The sequence below is a fragment of the Streptomyces sp. NPDC039609 genome (assembly GCF_055596705.1).
This window is the reverse complement of record NZ_JBVIUJ010000004.1, coordinates 372,397-394,787: the sequence shown is the minus strand read 5'-3', so window position 1 is coordinate 394,787 and position 22,391 is coordinate 372,397. Positions and strand designations below refer to the sequence as shown.

Genomic DNA, 22,391 nt, shown 5'->3' with positions numbered 1-22,391 from the left:
TCCCACTCTGCGCAGCACTGTAGTCCCGCGCGTCGTTCATCTCTCCGCAGGCTTGGCCCTTTCTCCAACTGGGTTGGCATCTGCCGTGAGGAATCCACGAATCAGTTGCATTTGAGAGGCTCGGGCTCCTACGGTGGCGCTTATGCAGTCCTACACCATCGGACAGGCGGCGCGTCTGCTCGGCGTCAGCCCCGACACCGCCCGCCGCTGGGCCGACGCCGGCCGGGTCGCGACCCATCGCGACGAGAGCGGGCGCCGCCTCATCGACGGCCGTGATCTGGCCGCCTTCTCCATCGAGGTCGGCCAGGGCGGAAGCGGCGACGAGGACGCCTCGTACACCTCCGCCCGCAACGCCTTCCCCGGCATCGTCACCGCGGTCAAGCTCGGTGACGTCGCCGCGCAGGTGGAGATCCAGGCGGGTCCCCACCGGCTGGTGTCCCTGCTGACCAGGGAGGCCGTCGAGGAGCTGGGACTCGAAGTCGGCATGCAGGCCACCGCCCGCGTGAAGTCGACCAGCGTGCACATCGACCGCACCTGACCCCTCACGCATACAAGCGGCGCCACCGTCACGGGCGCGGCTCACCACCATTCGCCCGGACGGCTTTGCCGACCACAGCCCCAGGAGAACCACCCTCATGTCTCTCACGTTCACGAGACGCCGCGCCGCTGCCGTCCTGACGGCCGCCCTGCTCGTACCGCTGGCCGCCTGCGGCAACGACACCAAGGACTCCGGCGCCAAGGCCACGGGGTCCGGCGCCCCGAAGGCCGACCTGACGGTCCTGGCCGCCGCCTCCCTGACGGACGTCTTCAAGACCGCGGGCGCCGCCTACGAGAAGGCGCACCCCGGCACCAAGGTGACCTTCTCCTTCGCCGGCTCGCAGGAGCTGGCCGCCCAGGTCAAGCAGGGCGCCCCCGCCGACGCGCTGGTCACCGCCGACACCAAGACGATGGACGGGCTGAAGGCCGACACCGGCACGCCCACCGTCATCGCCAGGAACCGTCTGGTGATCGCGACCGTCGAGGGCAACCCGAAGAAGGTCGACGAGCTGAAGGACCTCGGCGACACCCAGCTGAAGGTCGTGCTCGCCGCGCCCGAGGTCCCGGCCGGCCGCTACAGCAAGAAGATCCTGGACGCCCAGAAGATCACGGTGAAGCCGGTCTCCCAGGAGCCCAACGTCCGGGCCGTCCTGAGCAAGGTCGAACTGGGCGAGGCCGACGCCGGCCTCGTCTACAGGACCGACGCCGAGAAGTCCGCCGACAAGGTCGACGCCGTCGAGATCCCCGACGCCCAGAACGCGATCGCCGAGTACCCCGCCGCCACGCTCAAGGCGTCGAAGAACTCCGAGGCCGCCGCCGCGTTCGTCGCCTGGCTGAGCACGCCCGAGGCGCAGAAGATCCTCCGGGACGCCGGCTTCCAGCAGCCGTAACCGCACCATGCCCGCCTACTGGGGCTGCCCGGGGCCGGGGGGCCGGGCAGCCCCGGTACAGCTCCATGCCCCCTCCTCCGAGCACGGGAACCCTCGATGAAGCGCCTCCGCCCCCGCCCGCCGACGTCGGCGGAGAGGCCGCGTGCCACGCGGGCCCGCGCACCCCTCGCCCTGGCGATCCCCGCGCTGCTGGCCGTCGCTTTCCTGCTGCTCCCCCTGATCGGGATCCTCGCCCGGACCTCCTGGGGCGAGCTCGGCTCGCATCTGACCAGCCCGGGCACCACCCAGGCGCTGCGGCTTTCGCTCGTGGTCTCGCTCTGGGCCCTCGGTCTGTCCCTGGTCCTCGGTGTGCCGTTGGCCTGGCTGCTGGCCCGGGTGGACTTCACGGGCAAGGCCTTCGTCCGTTCCCTCGTCCTGCTGCCGATGGTCCTGCCGCCCACCGTCGGCGGTGTCGCCCTGCTGCTGGCGTTCGGCAGGCGCGGCCTGCTCGGCCCCTGGCTGGAGAACACGTTCGGCATCACCCTGCCGTTCCACACCTCGGGCGCGGTGCTCGCCGCGACCTTCGTGGCCATGCCCTTCCTCGTCATCAGCCTCGAAGGAGCGCTCGGCGGACTCCGTCCCCGTTACGAGGAGACAGCCGCCTCGCTGGGTGCGTCGCCGCTGCGCGTGTTCTTCACCGTGACGATGCCCATGGTGGCACCGGGGCTGATCGCGGGCGCCGCCCTCACCTGGGCGCGGGCACTGGGCGAGTTCGGCGCCACGATCACCTTCGCCGGCAATCTCCCCGGCACCACCCAGACCCTGCCCCTCCAGGTCTATCTGCTGCTGCAGGAGGAGCCGGAGGCCGCGACGTCCGTCTCGCTCCTGCTGCTCGTCATCGCCATGCTCGTCCTGATCGCGCTCCGCGGCCGCTGGACCGGAACGCCGAGCGACCGCGGCCACCGTGCCACCCCCGCGGCGGACGAGCCGGACCCGGCCACCGCGACGCCGCCCGCCGAGCCCGAACCGCCGGCTGCGCAGGACCACTGGCGCCTTCGCGCCCGGGTCACCGGCTTCACCGAACTGACCCTGGACGCCGAGCCGGGCACCACGATCGCCGTCGTCGGCGCCAACGGCGCGGGCAAGACCACGCTCCTGCGCGCCCTCCTCGGCCTCACCCCCCGCGCCCACGCCACCGTCCGCCTCGGCGACACCGACGTCACCGCGCGACCGCCGCACCGCCGGGGAGTCGCCTGGGTCCCCCAGGACGGCGCCCTCTTCCCCCACCTGACGGCTCTCGCCAACACCGCGTACGGCCTGCGCGCCCACGGCGTCTCCCGCGCCGAGGCGCGCCGCGAGGCACAGCAGTGGCTCGACCGGCTGGGCGTCGGCCATCTCGCGCGCCGCCGGCCGGCTCAGCTCTCCGGCGGCCAGGCCCAGCGCGTCGCCCTGGCCCGGGCGCTCGCCGCCCGCCCCCGGCTGCTGCTCCTCGACGAACCGCTCGCGGCCCTCGACCAGACCACCCGCGCCCATGTCCGACACACCCTGCGCCGGCACCTCGACGGCTTCGGCGGCGTCTGTCTGATCGTCACCCACGACCCCGTCGAGGCCGTCTCCCTCGCCGACCGGGTCCTCGTGCTCGACGACGGACGCACCCTCCAGGACGCCTCGCCCGCCGAGGTCACCCGCCACCCCCGCTCACCGTGGGTGGCCCGGATGCTGGGGAGGAACGCCTGGCCGGGGTCGGTCACCGCGGACGGCCTCGAACTCGCGGGCGGTGGGCGGCTGGTGATCGCGGAGGCGCTGCCCGCGGGCACCGACGTGCTGGCGATCATCGCGCCCGAGGCCGTGTCCGTGCACCGCGACAGGCCCGGCGGAAGCCCGCGCAACGTCTGGCCCGGCACGGTACGGGAGATCACCTCGTCCGGCAGCCGCCTCCGGGTACTGATCACCTCCGGCGAGGCCCCCGACCTCGTCGCCGAGATCACCCCCCAGGCGGCGGCCGAACTCGGCCTCGCCGACGGCACGGCCGTGTGGACCAGCGTCAAGGCGACCGAAGTGACCGCCGTGACCCTCTGACGGGCGGGCGCCCACCGGCCGGTGTCAGTACACGTCACGGCAGTAGCGCTGGTCGGCGGCGAGCTGCTTCACATACACGGCGGCCGCGTCCTCGCTGAGCCCGCCCTGGGCCATGGCGATCTCGCGCAGCGCGCGGTCGACGTCCTTGGCCATCCGGCTCGCGTCGCCGCAGACGTAGAAGTGAGCGCCGTCCTGAAGCCAGGACCACAGCTGAGCACCGTGCTCGCGCATCCTGTCCTGGACGTAGATCTTGGCCCGCTGGTCGCGGGAGAAGGCCAGATCGAGGCGGCTCAACGTGCCCTGCCGGTGGAACTCCTCCAGCTCCTGCCTGTAGTAGAAGTCGGTGGCCTGGTGCTGTTCACCGAAGAACAGCCAGTTGCCGCCGTGGTGTCCGAGGGCTCGGCGCTGCTCCAGGAATCCCATGAAGGGGGCTATGCCGGTGCCCGGGCCGACCATGATCGCGGGGGTGCCCGGGTCCGCCGGAGGGCGGAACTGCGCCGAGCGCTGGACGAACAGCGGCACCTCGCCGCCAGGTTCGGCATCCGCGAGGAAGGTCGACGCGACTCCCTTGCGCCGCCGGCCCGACGGGCCCTCGTAGCGGAGCACGGAAACGGTCAGGCCGACCTCGCGCGGGGTGGCGAGGGGGCTCGAGGAGATCGAGTAGAGCCGCGGTTGCAGCCGCTTGAGCCGCTCCGTCCACTCCTGGGCGCTGAGGCGGACCGGGAACTCGGCGACGACGTCGACGGCCTGCCGGCCCCAGGTCCACCGCGCGAGGCCGTCCTTGTTGTCCGGCCGCGTCAGCTGCCTGAGCAGGCGGGCGCCGGTGCGCTCGGTTGCCAGACGCAGCAGGTCGGCCGTGATGCGGGTGATGTCCAGGTGGCGGTGGAGCGCCTGCGCGAACGGCATCGGCTCCGAACCCGGCAGAACGACCTCGGCGTCCGGGGAGAGACCGGTGACGGCAAGCCACTCCGCCACCAGCTCCGGGCAGTTGACCGGCCATATGCCGAGGGCGTCACCCGCCTCGTACACCACCCCGCTCTCGCCGAGGTCGAAGGTGAACCGGCGGATCTCCTTGCCCGCTCCGGGCAGGCTGAGCAGCTGATTGCCGGACAGCCGGGCGAGGTACGGGTCGGCCTTGCTCGGCTGCGGCGAGGGAACCACCCGCTCCCCGACGGCGATCGACGTGACCGTCGGCGCTGCGGGGCTCGCGAGGGCGGGGATCACGCGGTCCAGCCACTGTCCCGCGGGCTCGTCGTAGTCCGGCTCGCAGTCGACGCGTGGCAGGAGTCGTACGGCTCCGAGTTCGGCGAGGCGCTCGTCGAGACGGCGGCCGTGGCCGCAGAAGTCGTCATAGGCGGAGTCGCCGAAGGCGAGCACCGCGTACCGGACGTCCTGCAAGGGGGTCGCGTCGGTGGCGCTCAGGGTCTGCCAGAAGCCCGAACCGTTGTCCGGGGCGTCACCGTCTCCGAACGTGCTGGTGACCACCAGCACGTCCGTGCCGGACGACAGGGCCGCGGGAGTCCGGTCCGCCATGCTGTGTACGGCCACCGGACGGCCGGCGTCGGCCAGGCGGGCGCCGATGGTGGAGGCGTACGCCTCCGCGTTGCCCGTCTGGGACGCCCAGAGGACGACGATCTGCCGCGTGTGCTCGCTCGCTGCGGTGCTCGGCACCGGATCGCCCGGCCGCGCCGCCGGCAGCATCGTCGACGGCCCCGGAGACCGGGAGAACGTACCTGCCAGCAGGCCCTCGACCCAGAGCGCGTTCGGCGCCTCGAACGGGGCGTCGGCGGGGAGCGTCGGCACGGCCGTCCCGGGCGGGGCGGCGGCGACCCCGGCGAGGAATCCGGCCAGGTAGCGGCGCTCGTGGTCCGTGAGGTCCGGAGGAGTCAGGTCGGTCAGACCGAGCAGGCCGGCGATGGCGGCCACCGGCGAAGCAGTCGAAGCCTGCTCCGTGTGTGCCGAGGTCAGCAGGGTCCCTGGCGCGTGGCCTTCGAGCGCGGCGCCCCGCAGACTGCCGGTGACCGGCTGGGCGGCTGCCGGACCCGTTACGGGGCGCGGTGCCGTCGTCTTGGTGAGGGTCACCGCGCAGACCTTGAACTCGGGCTGGAAGGAGAGCGGGTCGACGGCGTCGTTGGTGACGGCGTTGACGCTGAGGTACTCCCCGAACAGGTCGTTCCAGTGGAACGGCGCGAAGCAGTCGCCGGGACGGACCCTGTCGGTGACGACCGCGGGCAGCACCGCCCGGCCACGCCGCGAGGCCACCTCGACGCCGTCGCCGTCCACGATGCCGAGCGCGGTGGCGTCCTGCGGATGGAGTTCGACGAAGGGGCCGGGGTTGAGCTTGTTGAGTTTTTCGACCTTTCCGGTCCTGGTCAGGGTGTGCCACTGGTGCTGCAGCCGACCGGTGTTGAGGACGAAGGGGTAGTCGTCGTCCGGGAGTTCGGCGGCGGGCAGATACGGGCGGGCGAAGAACGACGCCCGCCCGGACGCGGTCGGGAAGACCAGGCGGGGCCGGCTGCCGTCCAAGCGCTCGACCAGGGGCATGCTGACGCCGTCGTTCACGTAGCGGATCGGGTTGCGCTCAGGACCGTCCACGGCCGCCGCGGGCCACTGCACCGGAGCGCCACGCAGCCGCGCGTAGGTGACGCCCCGCAGATCCCATCCTGTCTTCGGGTTCCATGCCCGCCGGAGCTCCTCGAACACCTCCTCTGCGGACGCGTACGTGAACGCGTCGGCGAAGCCCATCTCACAGGCGACACGGGCGATGAGCTGCCAGTCCGGCAGCGCCTGCCCGGGTGGGTCGACGGCGCCCTGGACGAGGGTGAGGTTCCGCTCGGAGTTGATCATCACCCCGTCGGACTCCGCCCAGAGCGTGGCGGGGAGCGAGATGTCGGCGTAGGCGTTGGTCTCCGTCTCGGCGAACACGTCCTGGGTGATGACCAGTTCGGCCGTCTCCAGCGCCTCGATCACGGTGCGCCGGTTGGCGACAGAGGCGACCGGGTTCGTGCAGATGATCCAGCACGCCTTGATCTCGCCGGCCGCCATCTTCTCGAACATCTCGACCGTGCCGCGGCCGACGTCGGTGCGCAGGGTGCCCTCCGGCACTCCCCAGAGGTCCTCGACGAAGCGGCGTTCCTCCTCGACCAGCACCGAGCGCTGCCCTGGCAGGCCCGGCCCCATGTATCCCATCTCGCGGCCGCCCATGGCGTTCGGCTGGCCCGTGAGGGAGAACGGGCCACTGCCGGGTCGGCAGATCGCGCCGGTGGCCAGGTGGAGGTTGACCAGGGCGTTCGTGTTCCAGGTTCCGTGGGTGGACTGGTTGAGGCCCATGGTCCAGCAGCTCATCCACTCGCCGGCTTCGCCGATCAACCGGGCGGCCCGCCGGATGTCGGCTTCCGGTATGCCGGTGATCTCGGCGACCTTCGCGGGCGGGTGGTCCGCGAGGAAGTCGGGCATCGCCTCCCAGCCCTCGGTGTACTCGGCGATGAAGTCCGGGTCGATCCAGCCGCCTTCGACCAGCAGGTGCAGCAGGCCGTTGAGCAGGGCCAGGTCGGTGCCCGGACGGATCTGCAGGAACAGGTCGGCCTTGTCCGCGGTGGCGTTGCGCCGGGGATCGACCACGATCAGCTTGGCGCCACCGGCTTTGACCCGGTCCATCATCCTCAGGAAGAGGATCGGATGGCAGTCGGCCATGTTGGCGCCGATGACGAGGTAGACGTCCGCCCGGTCGAAGTCCTCGTACGAGCCGGGCGGCCCGTCGGCGCCGAGCGACAGCTTGTAGCCGGTTCCGGCGCTCGCCATGCAGAGCCGGGAGTTGGACTCGATCCGGTTGGTGCGGATGAACCCCTTGGCCAGCTTGTTGGCCAGGTACTGCGCCTCCAGCGACATCTGACCGGAGACGTAGAGCGCGAGTGCGTCGGGGCCGTGTTCCTCGAGGATCGCGCGAAGGCCCCTGGCGGTCCTGATGACGGCCGTGTCGACGTCCACGGCCTCGGGCTCGGCGCCCCGGTCGCCGCGGATCCGCGCGGTGGTCAGCCGGCCCGGGGCGGCCAGCATGTCGGCGTGGGTGGCGCCCTTGGTGCACAGCCGTCCGCCGTTGGCCGGATGCTCCTTGTCGCCGGATGCCTTGGCGACCGTACGTCGGCCGTCGGGGCCCTCGGCGATGTCCAGCACGATCCCGCAGCCGACCCCGCAGTACGAGCAGACCGTCCGCACCCGCTCGTTCACAGCCGTCGTCTCCGCCACAGGAACGCCCCTCAGATCGTCGTTCGACGGCCCCGGCGGGGAGCTCATCGGCCACCCGCGCGGGTCGTGCCCGTCGCCGCCCACCCTATGAAGCCCCTGTTGCCCGACCGTGACCGGCTGCGCCACCAGGCGTTACGCCGCCCGCACCGGAAGCGCCCCGGGACTGTGAGCCGGCCCTCCGGCCCACGGCACGAGCCCCGGAACGGCGAACCGACGCGTCGGCGCGGGCGCACCGCGGCCGGTCGCGATAGGGCTGACCTCGAACGGAACACCTCCGGGCGGAACCCGTCGGGCTTCCTTCCGCATACGGGAGAGCGACCTCGTCAAAGGTGTGCCGCTCGTGCCGGAGGGATTCTTCACCGCGGAGTTGATACCTCGTCAACCGCTCAGGCATTCAGGGCATTCTGCTGCCCCGATCGAGGCGATCGAGGTCGCCATGTCCTACCTTTTCGTAGCCTGGCACGCGTCGAATCCAAGGGCGTACAACCCTGGCGCATTCACCTCGGCAGCAAGCGTGACGACGTACCCGGCGAGCGGCGGACCACGTGCATCAGTGGCACTCCCCCGAAGCGTCCACAGCCCCTGAAGGAGCCCAGTGAACAACCCGCACCTCTTCCGCCGCACCGCCCGGGTCGCGGCGGCGACCGCCGTCACCCTCGCCACCCTCGGTGCCACCTCCCCGACGGCACCCACGGCGACGCAGCTTCCGGACGGCGTGCGGAGCATCGCGCTGTACGGCTCCGATCCCGGCCGGCGCGCACTGCCGGCTCGGCGCACGGAGCCGTTCAGCATGGTCGGCGTCACCTGGGCGGACTCGCGTGCGGAGCTCGGCGGCACGGCGCAGGTCCGTACCCGCGACAGTGTCACCGGCGTGTGGTCGGGCTGGCGTGACCTCGAACTCGACGTGCGTACGCCCGAGATCGAGGCGGGCGCCGGGGCGTGGGTCGACGGGATGCGTGCGGGAACGCAGCCGCTGTGGGCGGGGTCGTCCGACGGTGTGCAGGTCAGGGTGACGGGGCACAGCGGTGCGTCGAGGCTGCCGGCCGGACTGCGGGTGGAGCTGGTGGACCCGGAGAGCGCTGCGGCCGAGGCCACGTCGGACGGCCCCGCGGCCGACGCCGCCACGTCCGACGCCACCGACAGTACGGCTCCGGAGCCGGTCGTCGTCCCGCGCGCGGGCTGGGGTGCCGACGAGTCGCTGGTCCTGAGCCGGGCGAAGTACACGACGGACACGAAGGTGGTGTTCATGCATCACACGGCGGGCACCAACGACTACACCTGTGCGCAGTCCGCCGACATCATCCGCGCCATCTTCCTGTACCACGTGCAGGGTCAGGGCTGGAACGACATCGGCTACCACTTCCTCGTCGACAAGTGCGGCACGGTCTTCGAGGGCCGCGCGGGCGGCATCGACGAGCCGGTCGTCGGAGCACATACCTATGGCCTCAACACGGACACGGCCGGCGTCGCCGTCCTCGGCAACTACAACACCGCGACCACCCCGCAGCCCGTCCTCGCAGCGGTCGCCGGGGTCGCGGCCTGGAAGCTCGGCCTCTACGGGTACGACGCCGCCGGCACGGGCGAACTCACCGCGGCCAACGACAACGGCAGGTTCGTCAAGGGGCAGAAGGCCGTCGTGAACCGCATCTCGGGCCACCGCGACGGGTACCCGACCGAGTGCCCCGGCAACAATCTGTACGCCGACCTGACAGCGGTCCGCGCGCTCGCCACGGCGGCGCAGGCGGACTGAGGACCAGGCCGTCGAAAACCCCTGGGCTACGCGTCCGGTTCGGGCGCGTCATCCTTGGCCTGGGCGCGACGGCCGACCACGGCGGCCGCCGCCAGGGCGCTGGCGAGGAAGGCGGTGGCGACCACCCAGGGCCGGTCGAGGACGTGACCGGTGGCGTGGTCGAGAGAGTAGCGCCCGGCGCCCGCGATGCCGATGCCGGCCGCGGTGTAACCGAGGAAGGCCGGGTACTCGAAGCCGCCGGACTGGGCGAAGAAGCCGGCGGGCAGATGCACGGCGACCGCGCCCGCCATGGCTCCGGCCGCGGCGGCGCCGGCTGCCGGGGTGGCCAGGCCCAGGGCGAGCAGCGCACCGCCGCCTGCCTCGCCGAGGCCCGCGGCGATCGCGCTCTCACGGGGCGGCGAGAAGCCCATGGCCGCCATCCCCTGTGCGGTGCCCTCGATGCCACCGCCGCCGAACCAGCCGAAGAGCTTCTGGGTTCCGTGCGCGGCGAGGACGGCGCCGGTCCCCACCCGCAGTACGAGAAGCCCGAGGTCGCGTCGGTTCAGGGTGGTCATCGGAGTCTCCCGGGGCAGCCGAAGGTCGGTCACCTTCCACTCTCGCCGCCACACGCGCCGGGCCCTCTGTGTTGTTGCTCCACTCGGGTCATGTCCCGCCCGGCTGGGGGCCTCGGCGTATGCGCTACATTTTGCCGGTCCTTGACCGCGATCATTCACGATCCTTCCTTCTCGGAGCCGGCAACCCATGAGCGACATCGTCAACGGCCTCGGCCGGGCCACCGCCTACGGCGCACTCGGCGTGGTGCTGCTGATCCTCGGCATCGTCCTGGTGGACCTGCTGACGCCGGGGAAGCTCGGCCGGCAGATCTGGGAGGAGCGGAACCGCAACGCCGCGATGCTGCTCAGCTCCGCCCTGCTCGGCATAGGCGGGATCGTCTTCACCTCGATCTGGACGACGTACGACGACTTCGGCAAGGGCCTCGCGTCCACGGCCGCGTTCGGTCTGCTGGGCCTGGTGATGATGGCCGTGGCCTTCCTGGTCGTGGATCTGGTCACGCCGGGGAAGCTGGGCGCCACCCTCGTCGACCCCCAGCCGCATCCGGCGGTCTGGGTGACGGCCTCCTGCAACATCGCCGTCTCCGCGATCGTGTCCGCGTCCATCGCCTGAGCCCTTCAACGCCCCATCGGCTCGACCTCCAGGAACCGCCTGCGGCGTGGCCCCCGGTACAGCAGCGCCTCCCAGCCGAGCCGCTCCAGGACGGGCACGCAGGCGGTGAGCGCGGCCTCCTCCTCCTGCGCGGCCCCGCCGCCGGGCGGGCCCACCCATTCGACGACGGCGGTTCCGGGCCGTTCACCGGCCGTGACCCGGTAACCGGTCGCCACCCGGGCGCCCGTGTCGTCCACCGCCGAGGCCGCCGTCCTCGCCACCTCCAGGGCGAGGGCCACGGCCCGGACCGGCTGCCTCAGCTCCCACTCCGCGGGCACACCCAGCGGGTCACCGCCCTGCCGGTCGGTCAGCCGCCTGATCTGAAGCAGCCCGTCGAAAGCGGCCCGCACCTCCCGTGACCGCTGCTCCCTTTCTCCCTCGTCCAGGGGCGGCCCGTCCCCCGTGGCCGCCTCGAACGTCCCCCGGTTCGTCGTCATGCCCCCACGGTAGGACCCGCCACCGACAACCACGCGGGTGCCGCCGTCCAGGTGTCAACGCTGGCTGCGGCCGCTCGTGACCGCGTAGTACTGGAGGTCCTGCTTGTCGATCGGGCGGCGTACCGGGTAGCGGGTCGTGACCGTCGTCGTGGTCTTTCCTGCGCGCACGGCGGTCGCCGAGCTGTGGCCGGTGCGCAGGGGCAGGAGACGGGCGTGGACGCCGGAGGGCGCCCGGTAGGTGCTGCCGGTGGTGCCGGTCGTCGTGCGCACCTGGGCGGATGCCGTGAGGAAGGAGAGGACCTCCACGGTGTCCCGAGGCGTTGCCGTGCCCCTGCGGGGCTCTATCAGCCGGGGCTGGCGTGCGGTGGAGGGGGCGGCGTCGACGAACTGGACGCGAGAGGTCAGATAGAGGGTGTCGCGGACGATCTCCGGCCAGGCGCCGGTCTTGAAGCGGGTCAGGTAGTAGGACGTGAGGTCCAGGTAGGCGTAGCCGTTGTGCAGTGAGGGCGCGAAGTGGGTGCCCTCGGAGTAGTCGTTCCAGGTCGTGAGCTGCACCCAGTCGGCGCCGGAGTCGATGGCGGCTCCCCAACTCGCGCGCAGCGTCTCGGTGTTGCCCGCCTCGTCGTACACGCCCTGGTTGGGGCGGGCGTCCTGCACGGAGACCGGCTGCATCCAGATCTTGCCCAGCCGGCGCGCACGGTCGGCGGCGGCGCCCGCTCCGCCCTGCCGGTTGGCGCTGCGGGCGCCCCACTCGGAGAAGCCGTGGCTGATGGCCGCGTACCGCTCGTGTTCCGGGGTGAAGTCCAGGAAGAGCGGGACGAGTGCGGTGCGGATGCCGTGCCGGGACTCCAGCTCCCGCATCATCGACCGCCACCAACCGGGGTCCTTCTCCTCGGCCTTGAAGGGGGAGACGACGAGCCGGCCGTCGGGCAGGCGGTGCGCCGAGGGGTGGCGGGCCAGCCGGGCGAGCGTGTCGGCGAGGGAGGCGGGGGTGGTGCTCAGCGAGGTCATGTCGGGCATGAGCTGGATCCGGAAGCCGGGGTCCTCCTCGCGGGCGGCCCGCAAGAGCAGCTCGGCGCGGTCTCGGTTGCGTCCGCTCTCGGAGAGCAGGTCGAGGGTGAAGCCGTCGAGCCCGGCATCGCGTGCGGTACGGATCTCCTGGCGCAGATGGGCCAGTTCCCAGTTCCCGCTCTCGGGTGCGGTGGGCAGCGGGCGGTCGCGCAGCAGCCCTCCGTACGCCCGGTGCTTGCCCTTCTCGCCGCCCGGGGTCAGGTAGTTGCGGCTGTAGTAGTCGCGGTCCGCGGGCTCGTTGTCCAAGGAGAGCGGGTACGGGGTGAAGTAGTGGGCGAAGACGAGCTTGCCCGAGCGGCGCAGTTCGCGGGGCGGCGGCAGGTCGAAGGGGAGGGCGGTGCTGTACGCCGCCGGGGGCGCCGAGGCCGGCTCGGCGGGGGCGTCGTCGCGGAGCACTCCGGCCGTTCCGATGCCGGCCCAGACGCCGAGGAGCAGAACGCCCAGGGCGAGTCCCGGGAGCAGCCGTCGGCGGCCCGGCGCCCGATGGGTCCGGACTGAGGGCTTGTCCGCCATGGGCGTCCTTAGGGTCGGTCGGAGCTGCTGCCGCGGGCCTGCGGGCTGGCTGTAGTACAACCGATCGCGGGCGGCGGAACAACCACCGTCGGGTGCGTGCCGAACGGGCCGCGCGAGTCCGTCGCGTACCGCTTCCGGCGTGGTCGGCCGGAGTGACCGGCGACTCGGGGCGTCATCGACTCGTTCCGCATCTCGCGCCGCACCGCGTCGGATTGCTCGTGTTCGAGAGGGATGATCGACGGACCGGCAATCGACACCGGACGCATTTCGCGCCCTCCCGGGGGGCTTCCCGGCGGTGTGGTTTCGGACACAACCGGGGCCTCCTCCCCCGCCGTTGCCTCGTGCCCCTTCCGCGACCTCCGACGCGTTCCCGCCCGTGCGCCGCATGGCCTCACGTGCGTCAACTCCCGTCGCACAGCCGTATCATGCGAGCGGCCGTGTCCACACCGGCCCCGATGTCACGGGATGAATGAGCCGTCACCTTCTGAGGTCGTTCGTGTGAACAGCAGCGGACGTGCGCGTCTTTGTCGTACTGTTCCGGGCGTTGCGACACTTGTTCATCGATCAGGGGGTCGAAGGGCGGGGTGACGCACGTCTAAACGTGCCTGGGGGGTACATGTGGCATGCCCGCACAACTGAGACCGACAACTCCGCCGGGACCGAGGCCGGTTCCGTGGCGACACCTCCGCACCCGCGCGCCAAGGCGCGCTGGTACCCGGCCGTCGCGCTGACGGTCGACATCCTCGGCGTGGGGCTGCCCACGGCGTTGATCATGGGCGTCGAGCGCCAGCCGTACGCCTACCTCAGTGCCCTGGTCGCCGCCCTGTGCTGGGTCGCGGTCCGTGCGCTCCGAAGGCGGTACGCGCGGCGGGAACTCGGCGAGTCGCGGGGCAGTCTGCCCGTACTGCACGACTGGTTGATCCTCCTCGGGGTGCTCGCGGTGCTGCGCGCGGCCGCCGATCTGCACCATCCGGCGCTGCTCTGTCTCGCGGCGCTGATCCCCGCACCCGTACTCACCCTGACCTGCTCGAAACTGACCTGGCATCACCTGGTCGCCGCCCGCCGCGAGGCGCAGGTGGTCACCCGGGTGCTCGTCCTGGGCGAACCCACGGCGGCCGGTGATGTCGCGGAGCACCTCGCCGGACGCACCGAGCACCCGTACGTGGTGGTCGGCGTCGTGGCGATCGGGGACGGCCCGGTCCGCACGGGCGCCCCCGTGGCGACCCGGCTCGGCGTCCCGATGCCGGAGGCCGCGGACGGGGACACCACTCATGTCCTGGCCGCCGCCCGCGAGCTGGAGGCCGATGTCGTCCTCGTCGCGGCCGGCCCCCTGATGGCGGGCGAACGGCTGCGGCGGCTCTCCTGGGGGCTGCACGACGCCGGTACCGAACTCGCCCTGGCACCCGGCCTGGTGGAGTTCGCCGTGAAGCGGCTGGAGACCACGTCGGCGGCCGGAATGGCGCTGCTCCGGGTCGCGCCGCCGGTGCGCAGCGGTGTGCAGCAGGTTCTGAAGTCCGTCATGGACCGCGCCGGAGCGGCCCTCGGGCTGCTCGCCCTGTCGCCGTTCTTCCTCGCGATCGGCGCCGCGGTGCGGCTCACCTCGCCCGGGCCGGTGTTCTACAAGCAGGTGCGGGTCGGTCAGGGACGGACGCCGTTCGTGATGTGGAAGTTCCGCACCATGTATCTCGACGCCGATGCCCGCAAGGCGGAGCTGTCGCAGGCCAACGAGCACGACGGACTGATGTTCAAGATGCGGCGCGACCCCCGGGTGACCCGGGTGGGCAGACTGCTGCGTCGCACCTCGCTCGACGAACTGCCCCAGCTGATCAATGTGTTCCTCGGTTCGATGTCCCTGGTCGGACCTCGTCCGCCGCTGCCGGACGAGGTGGCGCGGTACGGGGACGTGGAGGTGCGCCGGCTCGCGGTGCGGCCCGGGATGACCGGACTGTGGCAGATCAGCGGCCGTTCGGACCTGTCGTGGGACGAGACGGTGGAGCTGGATCTCCACTACGTGGACAACTGGTCGTTCACCAGCGATGTCGATGTCATGGCCCGTACGTTCCGCGCCGTCGTCGACGGTCGCGGAGCGTACTGACGGGCCGGCCGCATGACGTCAGTTCTGTTCCCGCCACCAGGTGTACGTGGCGGCGATGCCGTCGGGCAGTGCGACGGCCGGCTTCCAGCCGAGTCCGGTCAGCCGGGACACGTCGAGGAGCTTGCGCGGTGTGCCGTCGGGCTTGCTCGTGTCCCAGGCGATACGGCCCTCGTACCCCGTCACCTCGGCGACGGTCTCGGCGAGTTCGCGGATGGTGAGGTCCTCGCCGCAGCCGATGTTGACCGGCTCGTCGCCGTCGTAGCTGCGCAGCACCACGGCGCAGGCGGCCGCCAGGTCGTCGACGTGCAGGAACTCCCGGCGCGGGGTCCCGGAGCCCCAGAGCACGATCTCCTCGCGGCCCTCCTCACGGGCCTCGTGGAAGCGGCGGATCAGCGCCGGCAGGACGTGCGAGGTCTCCAGGTCGAAGTTGTCGCCGGGCCCGTAGAGGTTCGTGGGCATCGCGGAGACGTAGGCGGCTCCGTACTGCTTCCGGTACGACTGGACCTGCACGATGCCGGCGATCTTGGCCAGTGCGTAGGCCTCGTTGGTGGGCTCGAGCGGGCCGGTGAGGAGCGCGTCCTCGGGGATCGGCTGGGGCGCGAGCCTCGGGTAGATGCAGGACGAGCCGAGGAAGAGCAGCCGCTCGACCCCGGCGGCGTGCGCGCCTGCGACGACCGCGAGCTGGATCTGGAGGTTCTCCTCCAGGAACTGCACGGGGTAGGTGCTGTTCGCCATGATGCCGCCCACCTTCGCGGCGGCGAGCACGACGGCGTCGGGGCGGGTCTCGGCGAGGAAGGCCGCGGTCCGGGCCGCGTCGCGCAGATCCAGCTCGGCGCGGGTCCGGGTGATCACTTCGTGCCCGTCCGCGGTCAGCCTGCGGGCGATCGCGGAGCCGACGAGGCCGCGGTGGCCCGCGACGAATATCCGGGCCCGCTCGGGCAGATACGACGGGGCTTCCGTCGGGGCGGTCGTCGATTCAGTCATGGCCCGGATCATGCCAGGCCGACAGGGACCGCAGTACAGCAGATCCGGATTCAAGCCTCGGATCACATCATATCCGCAAGTTACGGACCGGCTGGGGGCCGGTCCGTTCGGGAGGGGCACCACGCATGAGCAAGACCGCACTCATCACCGGAGTCACCGGGCAGGACGGCTCGTACCTGGCCGAACTGCTGCTGTCCAAGGGCTACACGGTGCACGGCCTCGTCCGTCGCTCGTCCAGCTTCAACACCGAGCGCATCGACCACGTGTACCAGGACCCGCAGCAGGCGAACCGCTCGTTCGTGCTGCACCACGCCGACCTCTCGGACGGGGTGGCGCTGGTGAACCTGCTCCGTGACATCCGCCCCGACGAGGTCTACAACCTCGGCGCGCAGTCCCATGTGCGGGTCTCCTTCGACGCACCGCTGTACACGGGCGACGTGACGGGCCTGGGCGCCCTGCGGCTCCTGGAGGCCATCCGGGCGAGCGGGGTCGACACCCGGATCTACCAGGCGTCCTCCTCCGAGATGTTCGGCGCCACACCGCCGCCGCAGAACGAGCAGACGCCGTTCCACCCGCGCAGCCCGTACGGTGCCGCCAAGGTGTTCGCGTACTGGACCACGGTCAACTACCGTGAGGCCTACGACATGTTCGCGGTGAACGGGATCCTGTTCAACCACGAGTCGCCGCGGCGGGGCGAGACCTTCGTGACGCGCAAGGTGACGCGCGCCGTGGCCCGCATCAAGGCCGGGTTGCAGGACCGGCTCTATCTGGGCAACCTCGATGCCGTACGCGACTGGGGGTACGCCCCCGAGTACGTCGACGCGATGTGGCGGATGCTTCAGCGCGACGAGCCGACCGACTACGTGGTGGCGACCGGAGTCCCGGCGACCGTACGGCAGTTCGTGGAGACGTCCTTCTCCCATGCGGGGCTCGACTGGGCGGAGCACGTCCGCTACGACCCCAAGTACGAGCGCCCCAGCGAGGTGGACGCCCTGATCGGCGACGCGAGCAAGGCGCAGGAGCTGCTTGGCTGGAAGCCCTCGGTTCAGGTGGACGAGTTGGCCCGGATCATGGTCGATGCCGATGTCCGTCTCGTCGAGGACCAGTTGGCCGGCGCGACGGTTCGCATCGACCGCTGACCTGCACCTTTCTTTGACACGGCCGCTCCGGAGCGACAGCCGGGGCGGCCGTTTCACGCGATGTGCGGAGGTACGCAAGGTAGCGGATTGGCCAAATTGACTCATCCGCTTGCCACTTCGTCGTACAGTTCGCATTCATCAGATGGCAGTTGCACCACTTCTCGCCACAATGACTGGGCTATCACGCCTGGGGGGAACATGCGTAGATCCTGGGGGCTCACCGCTGCCCTCGTCCTGACCGTCGCGGCCGGAGCCGGAGGCTCTCTGGCCCCGACGGCCGCGGCCCTGACGCCGCCGGTGGCCTTCACCGCGGACGATCTGCCGACCTGGCAGACCAACGGCATCGTCTGGGCACTCGCCGAGGCGAACGACACCGTCTTCGTGGGCGGCACCTTCTCCCAGGTGCGCCCGCCCGAAGGCGGCACCGGCACTCCGAAGGGGGCCGTCAACTTCGCGGCGCTGGACGCGGCGACGGGCGCGCCCACCGACTGCACTCTCTCATTCACCGTCGGCAGCGGCACCGCGACCGTGCGGACCCTGGTGGTCTCGCCGGACAAGCAGACGCTGTACGCGGGTGGTTACTTCGGTGCCGTCAACGGCACCCCGGTCTCCAGCCTCGCCGCGATCGACATCGCCACCTGCACACCGAAGGCGGCCTTCACCCCGAGCTTCCCCGCCACCGTGCGGGCCCTCGCCGTCACCGACACCACCGTCTACGCGGCCGGCGACTTCGGCACCGTGGAGGGGCAGACCCGGCAGCGGTTCGCCGCCGTCACCACCGCCGGCGCCCTGCTGCCGTTCACCGCGAACGCCGACGAGCCGGGCCGGGCCATCGAGGTCACCCCGGACGGACAGCACGTCCTGCTCGGCGGCGACTTCTTCACCGTCAACGGGGCCAACTCGCACGCGCTCGCCGTGGTCAACTCCACGACCGGCGTGGTGACCAAGGCGTACCCCAACGGCTGGATCCCACAGAACTCCGTCGTCAAGGACATCGAGACGGACGCGACGGGCTTCTACACCGGCAACGAGGGCACGGGCGGCGGCGTCTTCGACGGCCGCATCGCCCTGAACCTCTCCGACTTCGAGCAGCGGTGGCGCGACACCTGCCTCGGCGCCACCCAGGCGGTCCGCTCCTACCAGGGTGTGCTCTACAGCGCCTCGCACGCCCACGACTGCTCCAGCGTCGGCGAGTTCCCGGACGGGCGCCGCTACCACCTGCTCGCCCAGCCGACGACGTCGACGGGCAAGCTCGGCTGGTTCCCGGACACCAACGACGGCCTCGGCGAGGGCATCGGACCGCGCGCCTTCACCATCTCGGGCACCGGGACGACCAAGTACCTCTGGGTGGGCGGAGAGTTCACCACCACCAACGGTGCCCCGGCGCAGGGTCTCACCCGCTTCGCCTCCGGCCCCGACACCGGCGCGCCGACCGTCCCGGTGGTGAGCGCCGCCGCGGTGACCCCGAACGCGGTCCAGATCCGCTGGCGCTCCAGCCTCGACCTGGACGACTCGACGCTGACGTACAAGGTCTACCGCAACGGCGCCGCGACCCCGATCGCGACCGTCCAGGGCGACTCGCTGCACTGGTCCCGCCCCCAGGTCTCGTTCAAGGACACCACCGTGACCCCGGGCCAGACCTACACCTACCGGGTGACGGCCGATGACGCGGACGGCAACACCAGCGCCCTGTCCGCGACATCGACGGTGACGGTCCCGACCTCACCGGAGCCGTACGCCTCCCAGGTGATCGCCGACGGCGCCGGTCTCTACTGGCGCTTCGACGAGTCCACCACGCCGTACGCCGCCGACTCCTCCAACGGGAACAACAGCGGCCTGTACGTCAACGCGCCCGTCCTGCGCCAGACCCCGGCCGCGGTCAGCGGCGCGTCCACCGCGGTCGCGCTCAACGGCACGGACGAGCAGATCCACAGCGACCGGCGTCAGGAGGTGACCGGCTCGTTCACCGTCGAGACGTGGTTCAAGACGACCACGAACCGTGGTGGCAAGCTGATCGGCTTCGGCAACAACACGACGCGGAACAGCGGTAGCTACGACAAGCACCTCTACATGACGAACACCGGCAACGTGGTGTTCGGCGTCTACACCGGGACGGCACGGACGCTGACGACACTGGGCTCGTACAACAACGGTGCCTGGCACCACGCGGTGGGCACGCAGGGGCCGGACGGCATGAAGCTGTACGTCGACGGCAAGCTGCTGGCGTCCAACAACGTCACCACCAACCAGCAGTACCCGGGCTACTGGCACGTCGGCGCGGACAACCTCTCCGGCTGGCCGCTGCGTCCGACGAGCACCTTCTTCGCCGGCCAGCTCGACGAGGCGGCGGTCTACCCGACGGCGCTCACCGCGGCGCAGGTCGCCAAGCACCACAGCCTGGCCTCCGCCCCGGCCGACACGGTCACCTCGGTCACCGCGTCGGAGGACACGTACGCCAACGCCGGGGCCCCCGGCACCAATTACGGCACGTCCAGCTCCATGGCCGTGCGCGGTACGGCGGCGTACGAGTCGTACCTGCGGTTCACGCTGCCGGCCGCTCCGGCGGGCACCGTCCTCAAGAGCGCCCGGCTCGCGGTGAAGACCACCACGATGGCGGGCGCGGGTTCGGCGGACAGCCAGTCCGTCGTGCCGGTCACGGGTGCCTGGACCGAGGCCGCCCTGACGTACACCAACCGCCCGGCGCTCGCCGGCACTCCGATCGGGACGCTCAGCGGTGCCACGGACGGCTCGGCCGTCTACTCGGCGGCGCTGGACACCCCGGCGATCTCGGCGGCGCTCGGCGGCTCGTACAGCGTCGCGCTGACCAGCACCGGGACCGACCCGCTGTGGCTCTGGTCGTCCGAGGCGGCGGCCGCGGAGGGCACTCCGCAGCTGGTGCTGACCTTCGGCGCCCCGTAGCCGGTGCGCTGAACCGTCCATCCCAGGATGCGGGGCCCGGTCCACCGGGCCCCGCATCCGACGTACCACGGGAGTTCCCCCATGCGTCGTCCTCTTCACCGGGGCCCGGCAGCTGCGGCGGCCCTGCTGACCGCACTGCTCGCCCTCACCGCCTGCTCCTCGGGCGGTGACGGCTCCGACGGCGCGGCGAAGGCCGCCACGCCCACACGCTCGGCGACCGTGCCCGACCGGCAGGCCGAGGTGGAGCCCACCGGCCCCACCCCGTCCCCGACCAAGGGGCCGGTCGTTCCGGATGCCGAACTCAAGCCCGTCACGGGCTCGTTCACCACGGAACAGAAGGAGTACCTGAGCGGGCGGGTGCCCAAGAACACGGATCCGGCCGCCGTGCTCCAGACCGGCCAGGAGTCCTGTCAGCGTCTGGAGCGCACCGCCAAGCGCGACAAGGACGCGGCGGTGGGCGCCCTGGTCGCCGGGGACATCCCGGACGCCGAGGCCGCCGTGAACCATCTGTGCCCGGCGCAGAAGCCGCTGCTCGCGACGGCGAGGACCGGGTTCCCCGACGGCACGGCGACGCAGCCGAAGGCCGGCACCTACCGTGCGCTGACCACCGACCCGTCGTGCACTTGGCGGGCCCTGGGCAAGGACGGGAAGGTGCTCGCCTCGGGTCCGGCGCTCGGCGCGAAGGGCCCGGTGAAGGCCGCCGTCCCCGCGGGGACGGCGGAGTTCGTCTCCTCTTCCTGCTACGCCTGGCTGCCGGCCTGATCCACACGGACGGACTCGTACACCCCGAGCAGGGTGTCGAGGACGGCCTCCATCGAGAACGCCTCCGTGGCCAGCTTCCGGGCCGCCACGGAGGCGCTGTCGTTCGCGTGGCGGTCCAGCAGCGCGGTGACGGCCGGGGCGATGCCCGCGGGGTCCGTGACCACGCGTCCCGCCCCGGCCTCCTCGATGTCGCGGGCGAGGCCGTTGGAGTCCGTGACGACGGCCGGTGTACCGACCGACAGCGCCTCCAGGACGGACATCGGGAACGGCTCGTCGACCGAGGGCAGGACGTAGACGTGCGCCCTGCGCAGCTCCTCCAGCATCCGCTCGGCCGACAGCGGTCCCGGCCGGTCCACCCGGTCGCCGACTCCCAGCTCGGCGACGAGCGCGTCGACGGCCGCCCGCTCCCCCTCGTCGGGCCCCGCGAGGACGAACGTGGCGTCGGGATGGTGGCGCAGGATCTCCGGGACCGCCGCGACGAAGTCCGTGGGGCGCTTGCGGGACTGCAACCGGGCCGCGTACAGGATGCGGGGCGGGCCGGCGGGTGCCGGGCGCGGCTCCTGGGCGGGTACGCCGTTGACCAGTCGCACCGCCCGGTCGAGCGGACCTCCGACGACGGCGTCGAGATCCCTGCGCTCACGGCCCGTCAGATGGAGGACGGCGGAGGCGCCGCGCAGCACGCGCCGGACCGCCACCGCGTCCAGGATCCTGGCCAGGATCTTCTCGCTCGGATCGACCATGCCGTGCGTCTGGAGCACGAGCGGCCGGCCGGCCCTCAGCGCGGCCAGCGCCACGGGCAGGGTCACCAGGTCGCGGGCGAGGTGGACATGGACCACGTCGGCGTCCCTGACCAACTTCCCCGCCCCGGCGAGCAGCGCGGGCGAGGTGATGCCGCTGAAGCCCAGCGGGAGGATCGATCGGGCCCGGTAGAGCAGGGCGGGCACTCCGTCGACTTCGGTCGGAAGCCGCTCGCCGAAGCCGTCGCCGAGGGCCACCAGGCGTGCCTGATGGCCGCGTTCGGTCAGTCCGCGGCAGAGGTTGACCGCCACTCTGACCGGGCCGCCGAAGGCGTGGGTGGGACTGTGCAGGGTGACCGCGTGCAGGACGCGCAGGCCGCTCACGCGGGCACCGGGACCGGACGGCGGCCGTCGGCCGTGTGCAGCGTGAGCTCGGGCAGGTCCTTGTGCAGGGTCGTACCGGCCGCGACGACCGCGTGGCGGCCGACGGTGACCCCGGCGAGGACGGTGGCTCGGGTCGCGACCCAGGCGCCGTCCTCGACGGTGATCGGGGCGTTGCGGTAGCGGAAGTCGGCGGCCCGGTGGTCATGGCTTCCGGTGCACAGCAGCGCCTCCTGGGAGACACAGACGTGCGCGCCGAGCGTGACGGGCTCCAGGTTCAGCAGCCAGGCGCCCTCGCCGATCCATGTGTGGTCGCCGACGGTCAGCTTCCACGGCCACAGGATCCTGACCCGGTGCCGTATGAGCACACCGTCGCCTATGGTCGCGCCGAAGGCCCGCAGCAATGCGACCCGCAGCCTGGCCGGGCAGAACCAGGCCATGAAGACCGTGTTCATCACCGCGAACCAGAGGGCCTGCACGAGCTTGCCGCGGCCCTTGTCGTATCCGGCCAGCGTGAAGGCCGGGAGATTCCGCATGAGTCCACCCCCAACAGCGCCTCCCCAGGCGCCGAGGCGTTCAGACTAACGGTTGACACGAGGTGACAGGGGGGCGTCGGTAGACTGCCGCGAAGTGACGTTCCGGGGTGGCGCATTGATGTGCCGGGGGGCCG

Annotated in this window: 16 protein-coding genes; 9 read left to right on the top strand and 7 right to left on the bottom strand. The window is 71.7% G+C overall.

Annotation, left to right across the window (positions count from 1 at the left end; translation table 11 throughout):
- Positions 1 to 142: 142 nt before the first annotated feature.
- The 3 genes from ACZ561_RS13965 to ACZ561_RS13955 all read left to right on the top strand — a co-directional run bounded on the left by ACZ561_RS13965 (position 143) and on the right by ACZ561_RS13955 (position 3,485).
- Positions 143 to 538 carry a TOBE domain-containing protein gene (locus tag ACZ561_RS13965; RefSeq protein WP_376434190.1) on the top strand — a complete coding sequence of 132 codons (396 nt, stop codon included), beginning with the start codon at positions 143 to 145 and terminating at the stop codon, positions 536 to 538.
- Positions 539 to 635: 97 nt separating this feature from the next.
- Positions 636 to 1,427, top strand: a complete 792-nt coding sequence (gene modA / locus ACZ561_RS13960) for a molybdate ABC transporter substrate-binding protein (protein ID WP_470993810.1) — start codon at positions 636 to 638, stop codon at positions 1,425 to 1,427.
- 96 nt (positions 1,428 to 1,523) lie between these two features.
- On the top strand, positions 1,524 to 3,485 hold the full coding sequence (locus tag ACZ561_RS13955; protein ID WP_470993808.1) for an ABC transporter permease: 1,962 nt from the start codon (positions 1,524 to 1,526) through the stop codon (positions 3,483 to 3,485).
- 24 nt (positions 3,486 to 3,509) lie between these two features.
- Here ACZ561_RS13955 and ACZ561_RS13950 read toward each other — a convergent pair whose 3' ends face one another.
- Entirely contained in the window at positions 3,510 to 7,778 is a 4,269-nt protein-coding gene (locus tag ACZ561_RS13950) for a molybdopterin-dependent oxidoreductase (protein ID WP_470993805.1), read from the bottom strand.
- A 547-nt stretch (positions 7,779 to 8,325) separates the two neighbouring features.
- Between ACZ561_RS13950 and ACZ561_RS13945 the strand changes: the two genes are divergently transcribed.
- On the top strand, positions 8,326 to 9,480 hold the full coding sequence (locus ACZ561_RS13945) for an N-acetylmuramoyl-L-alanine amidase (RefSeq protein WP_470993802.1): 1,155 nt from the start codon (positions 8,326 to 8,328) through the stop codon (positions 9,478 to 9,480).
- Positions 9,481 to 9,506: 26 nt separating this feature from the next.
- Here the strand turns inward: ACZ561_RS13945 and ACZ561_RS13940 are convergent, their stop codons facing one another.
- Positions 9,507 to 10,034: a DoxX family membrane protein gene (locus ACZ561_RS13940; RefSeq protein ID WP_470993800.1), complete on the bottom strand. Its 528-nt coding sequence runs from the start codon at positions 10,032 to 10,034 to the stop codon at positions 9,507 to 9,509.
- Positions 10,035 to 10,221: 187 nt separating this feature from the next.
- Between ACZ561_RS13940 and ACZ561_RS13935 the strand changes: the two genes are divergently transcribed.
- The gene (locus ACZ561_RS13935; protein WP_470993798.1) at positions 10,222 to 10,644 is read left to right on the top strand and encodes a DUF350 domain-containing protein; all 423 of its coding nucleotides are present in this window, start codon (positions 10,222 to 10,224) and stop codon (positions 10,642 to 10,644) included.
- Positions 10,645 to 10,649: 5 nt separating this feature from the next.
- On the opposite strand, the gene ACZ561_RS13930 is transcribed toward ACZ561_RS13935, so the two are convergent.
- Both ACZ561_RS13930 and ACZ561_RS13925 read right to left on the bottom strand, forming a co-directional pair.
- A complete protein-coding gene (locus tag ACZ561_RS13930) occupies positions 10,650 to 11,120 on the bottom strand; it encodes a hypothetical protein (protein ID WP_470993795.1) in 471 nt (156 codons plus the stop codon).
- A gap of 54 nt (positions 11,121 to 11,174) precedes the next feature.
- Complete coding sequence (locus tag ACZ561_RS13925) at positions 11,175 to 12,704, bottom strand: glycoside hydrolase family 71 protein (RefSeq protein WP_470993792.1); 1,530 nt, start codon at positions 12,702 to 12,704, stop codon at positions 11,175 to 11,177.
- Between the two features lie 616 nt (positions 12,705 to 13,320).
- On the opposite strand from ACZ561_RS13925, the gene ACZ561_RS13920 reads away from it, so the two are divergent.
- Entirely contained in the window at positions 13,321 to 14,799 is a 1,479-nt protein-coding gene (locus tag ACZ561_RS13920; protein ID WP_470993789.1) for a sugar transferase, read from the top strand.
- A gap of 18 nt (positions 14,800 to 14,817) precedes the next feature.
- Here the strand turns inward: ACZ561_RS13920 and ACZ561_RS13915 are convergent, their stop codons facing one another.
- Entirely contained in the window at positions 14,818 to 15,783 is a 966-nt protein-coding gene (locus ACZ561_RS13915) for a GDP-L-fucose synthase family protein (protein WP_470993786.1), read from the bottom strand.
- A 125-nt stretch (positions 15,784 to 15,908) separates the two neighbouring features.
- Here ACZ561_RS13915 and gmd point away from each other — a divergent pair, with 125 nt between their 5' ends.
- From gmd to ACZ561_RS13900, 3 genes are all read left to right on the top strand, one after another.
- Positions 15,909 to 16,922: a GDP-mannose 4,6-dehydratase gene (gene gmd, locus ACZ561_RS13910; RefSeq protein WP_470993783.1), complete on the top strand. Its 1,014-nt coding sequence runs from the start codon at positions 15,909 to 15,911 to the stop codon at positions 16,920 to 16,922.
- A gap of 198 nt (positions 16,923 to 17,120) precedes the next feature.
- Positions 17,121 to 19,841, top strand: a complete 2,721-nt coding sequence (locus ACZ561_RS13905; RefSeq protein ID WP_470993781.1) for a CBM96 family carbohydrate-binding protein — start codon at positions 17,121 to 17,123, stop codon at positions 19,839 to 19,841.
- Positions 19,842 to 19,922: 81 nt separating this feature from the next.
- Entirely contained in the window at positions 19,923 to 20,603 is a 681-nt protein-coding gene (locus ACZ561_RS13900) for an RAD23 family protein (protein ID WP_470993778.1), read from the top strand.
- Here the strand turns inward: ACZ561_RS13900 and ACZ561_RS13895 are convergent.
- Together ACZ561_RS13895 and ACZ561_RS13890 are read right to left on the bottom strand one after the other, a co-directional pair.
- The gene (locus tag ACZ561_RS13895; RefSeq protein ID WP_470994442.1) at positions 20,582 to 21,715 is read right to left on the bottom strand and encodes a glycosyltransferase; all 1,134 of its coding nucleotides are present in this window, start codon (positions 21,713 to 21,715) and stop codon (positions 20,582 to 20,584) included. The two genes, ACZ561_RS13900 and ACZ561_RS13895, sit on opposite strands and share 22 nt — an antisense overlap.
- A 5-nt stretch (positions 21,716 to 21,720) precedes the next feature.
- Entirely contained in the window at positions 21,721 to 22,257 is a 537-nt protein-coding gene (locus tag ACZ561_RS13890; RefSeq protein WP_329113513.1) for a WcaF family extracellular polysaccharide biosynthesis acetyltransferase, read from the bottom strand.
- Between the last annotated feature and the right edge of the window lie 134 nt (positions 22,258 to 22,391).

Bases quoted from the DNA above. Each gene is read 5' to 3' on its own strand.
- ACZ561_RS13965 (WP_376434190.1), top strand. From the start codon at position 143: ATGCAGTCCTACACCATCGGACAGGCGGCGCGTCTGCTCGGCGTCAGC.
- modA (WP_470993810.1), top strand. From the start codon at position 636: ATGTCTCTCACGTTCACGAGACGCCGCGCCGCTGCCGTCCTGACGGCC.
- ACZ561_RS13955 (WP_470993808.1), top strand. From the start codon at position 1,524: ATGAAGCGCCTCCGCCCCCGCCCGCCGACGTCGGCGGAGAGGCCGCGT.
- ACZ561_RS13950 (WP_470993805.1), bottom strand. From the start codon at position 7,778: ATGAGCTCCCCGCCGGGGCCGTCGAACGACGATCTGAGGGGCGTTCCT.
- ACZ561_RS13940 (WP_470993800.1), bottom strand. From the start codon at position 10,034: ATGACCACCCTGAACCGACGCGACCTCGGGCTTCTCGTACTGCGGGTG.
- ACZ561_RS13935 (WP_470993798.1), top strand. From the start codon at position 10,222: ATGAGCGACATCGTCAACGGCCTCGGCCGGGCCACCGCCTACGGCGCA.
- ACZ561_RS13930 (WP_470993795.1), bottom strand. From the start codon at position 11,120: ATGACGACGAACCGGGGGACGTTCGAGGCGGCCACGGGGGACGGGCCG.
- ACZ561_RS13925 (WP_470993792.1), bottom strand. From the start codon at position 12,704: ATGGCGGACAAGCCCTCAGTCCGGACCCATCGGGCGCCGGGCCGCCGA.
- ACZ561_RS13920 (WP_470993789.1), top strand. From the start codon at position 13,321: ATGTGGCATGCCCGCACAACTGAGACCGACAACTCCGCCGGGACCGAG.
- ACZ561_RS13915 (WP_470993786.1), bottom strand. From the start codon at position 15,783: ATGACTGAATCGACGACCGCCCCGACGGAAGCCCCGTCGTATCTGCCC.
- gmd (WP_470993783.1), top strand. From the start codon at position 15,909: ATGAGCAAGACCGCACTCATCACCGGAGTCACCGGGCAGGACGGCTCG.
- ACZ561_RS13905 (WP_470993781.1), top strand. From the start codon at position 17,121: ATGCGTAGATCCTGGGGGCTCACCGCTGCCCTCGTCCTGACCGTCGCG.
- ACZ561_RS13900 (WP_470993778.1), top strand. From the start codon at position 19,923: ATGCGTCGTCCTCTTCACCGGGGCCCGGCAGCTGCGGCGGCCCTGCTG.
- ACZ561_RS13890 (WP_329113513.1), bottom strand. From the start codon at position 22,257: ATGCGGAATCTCCCGGCCTTCACGCTGGCCGGATACGACAAGGGCCGC.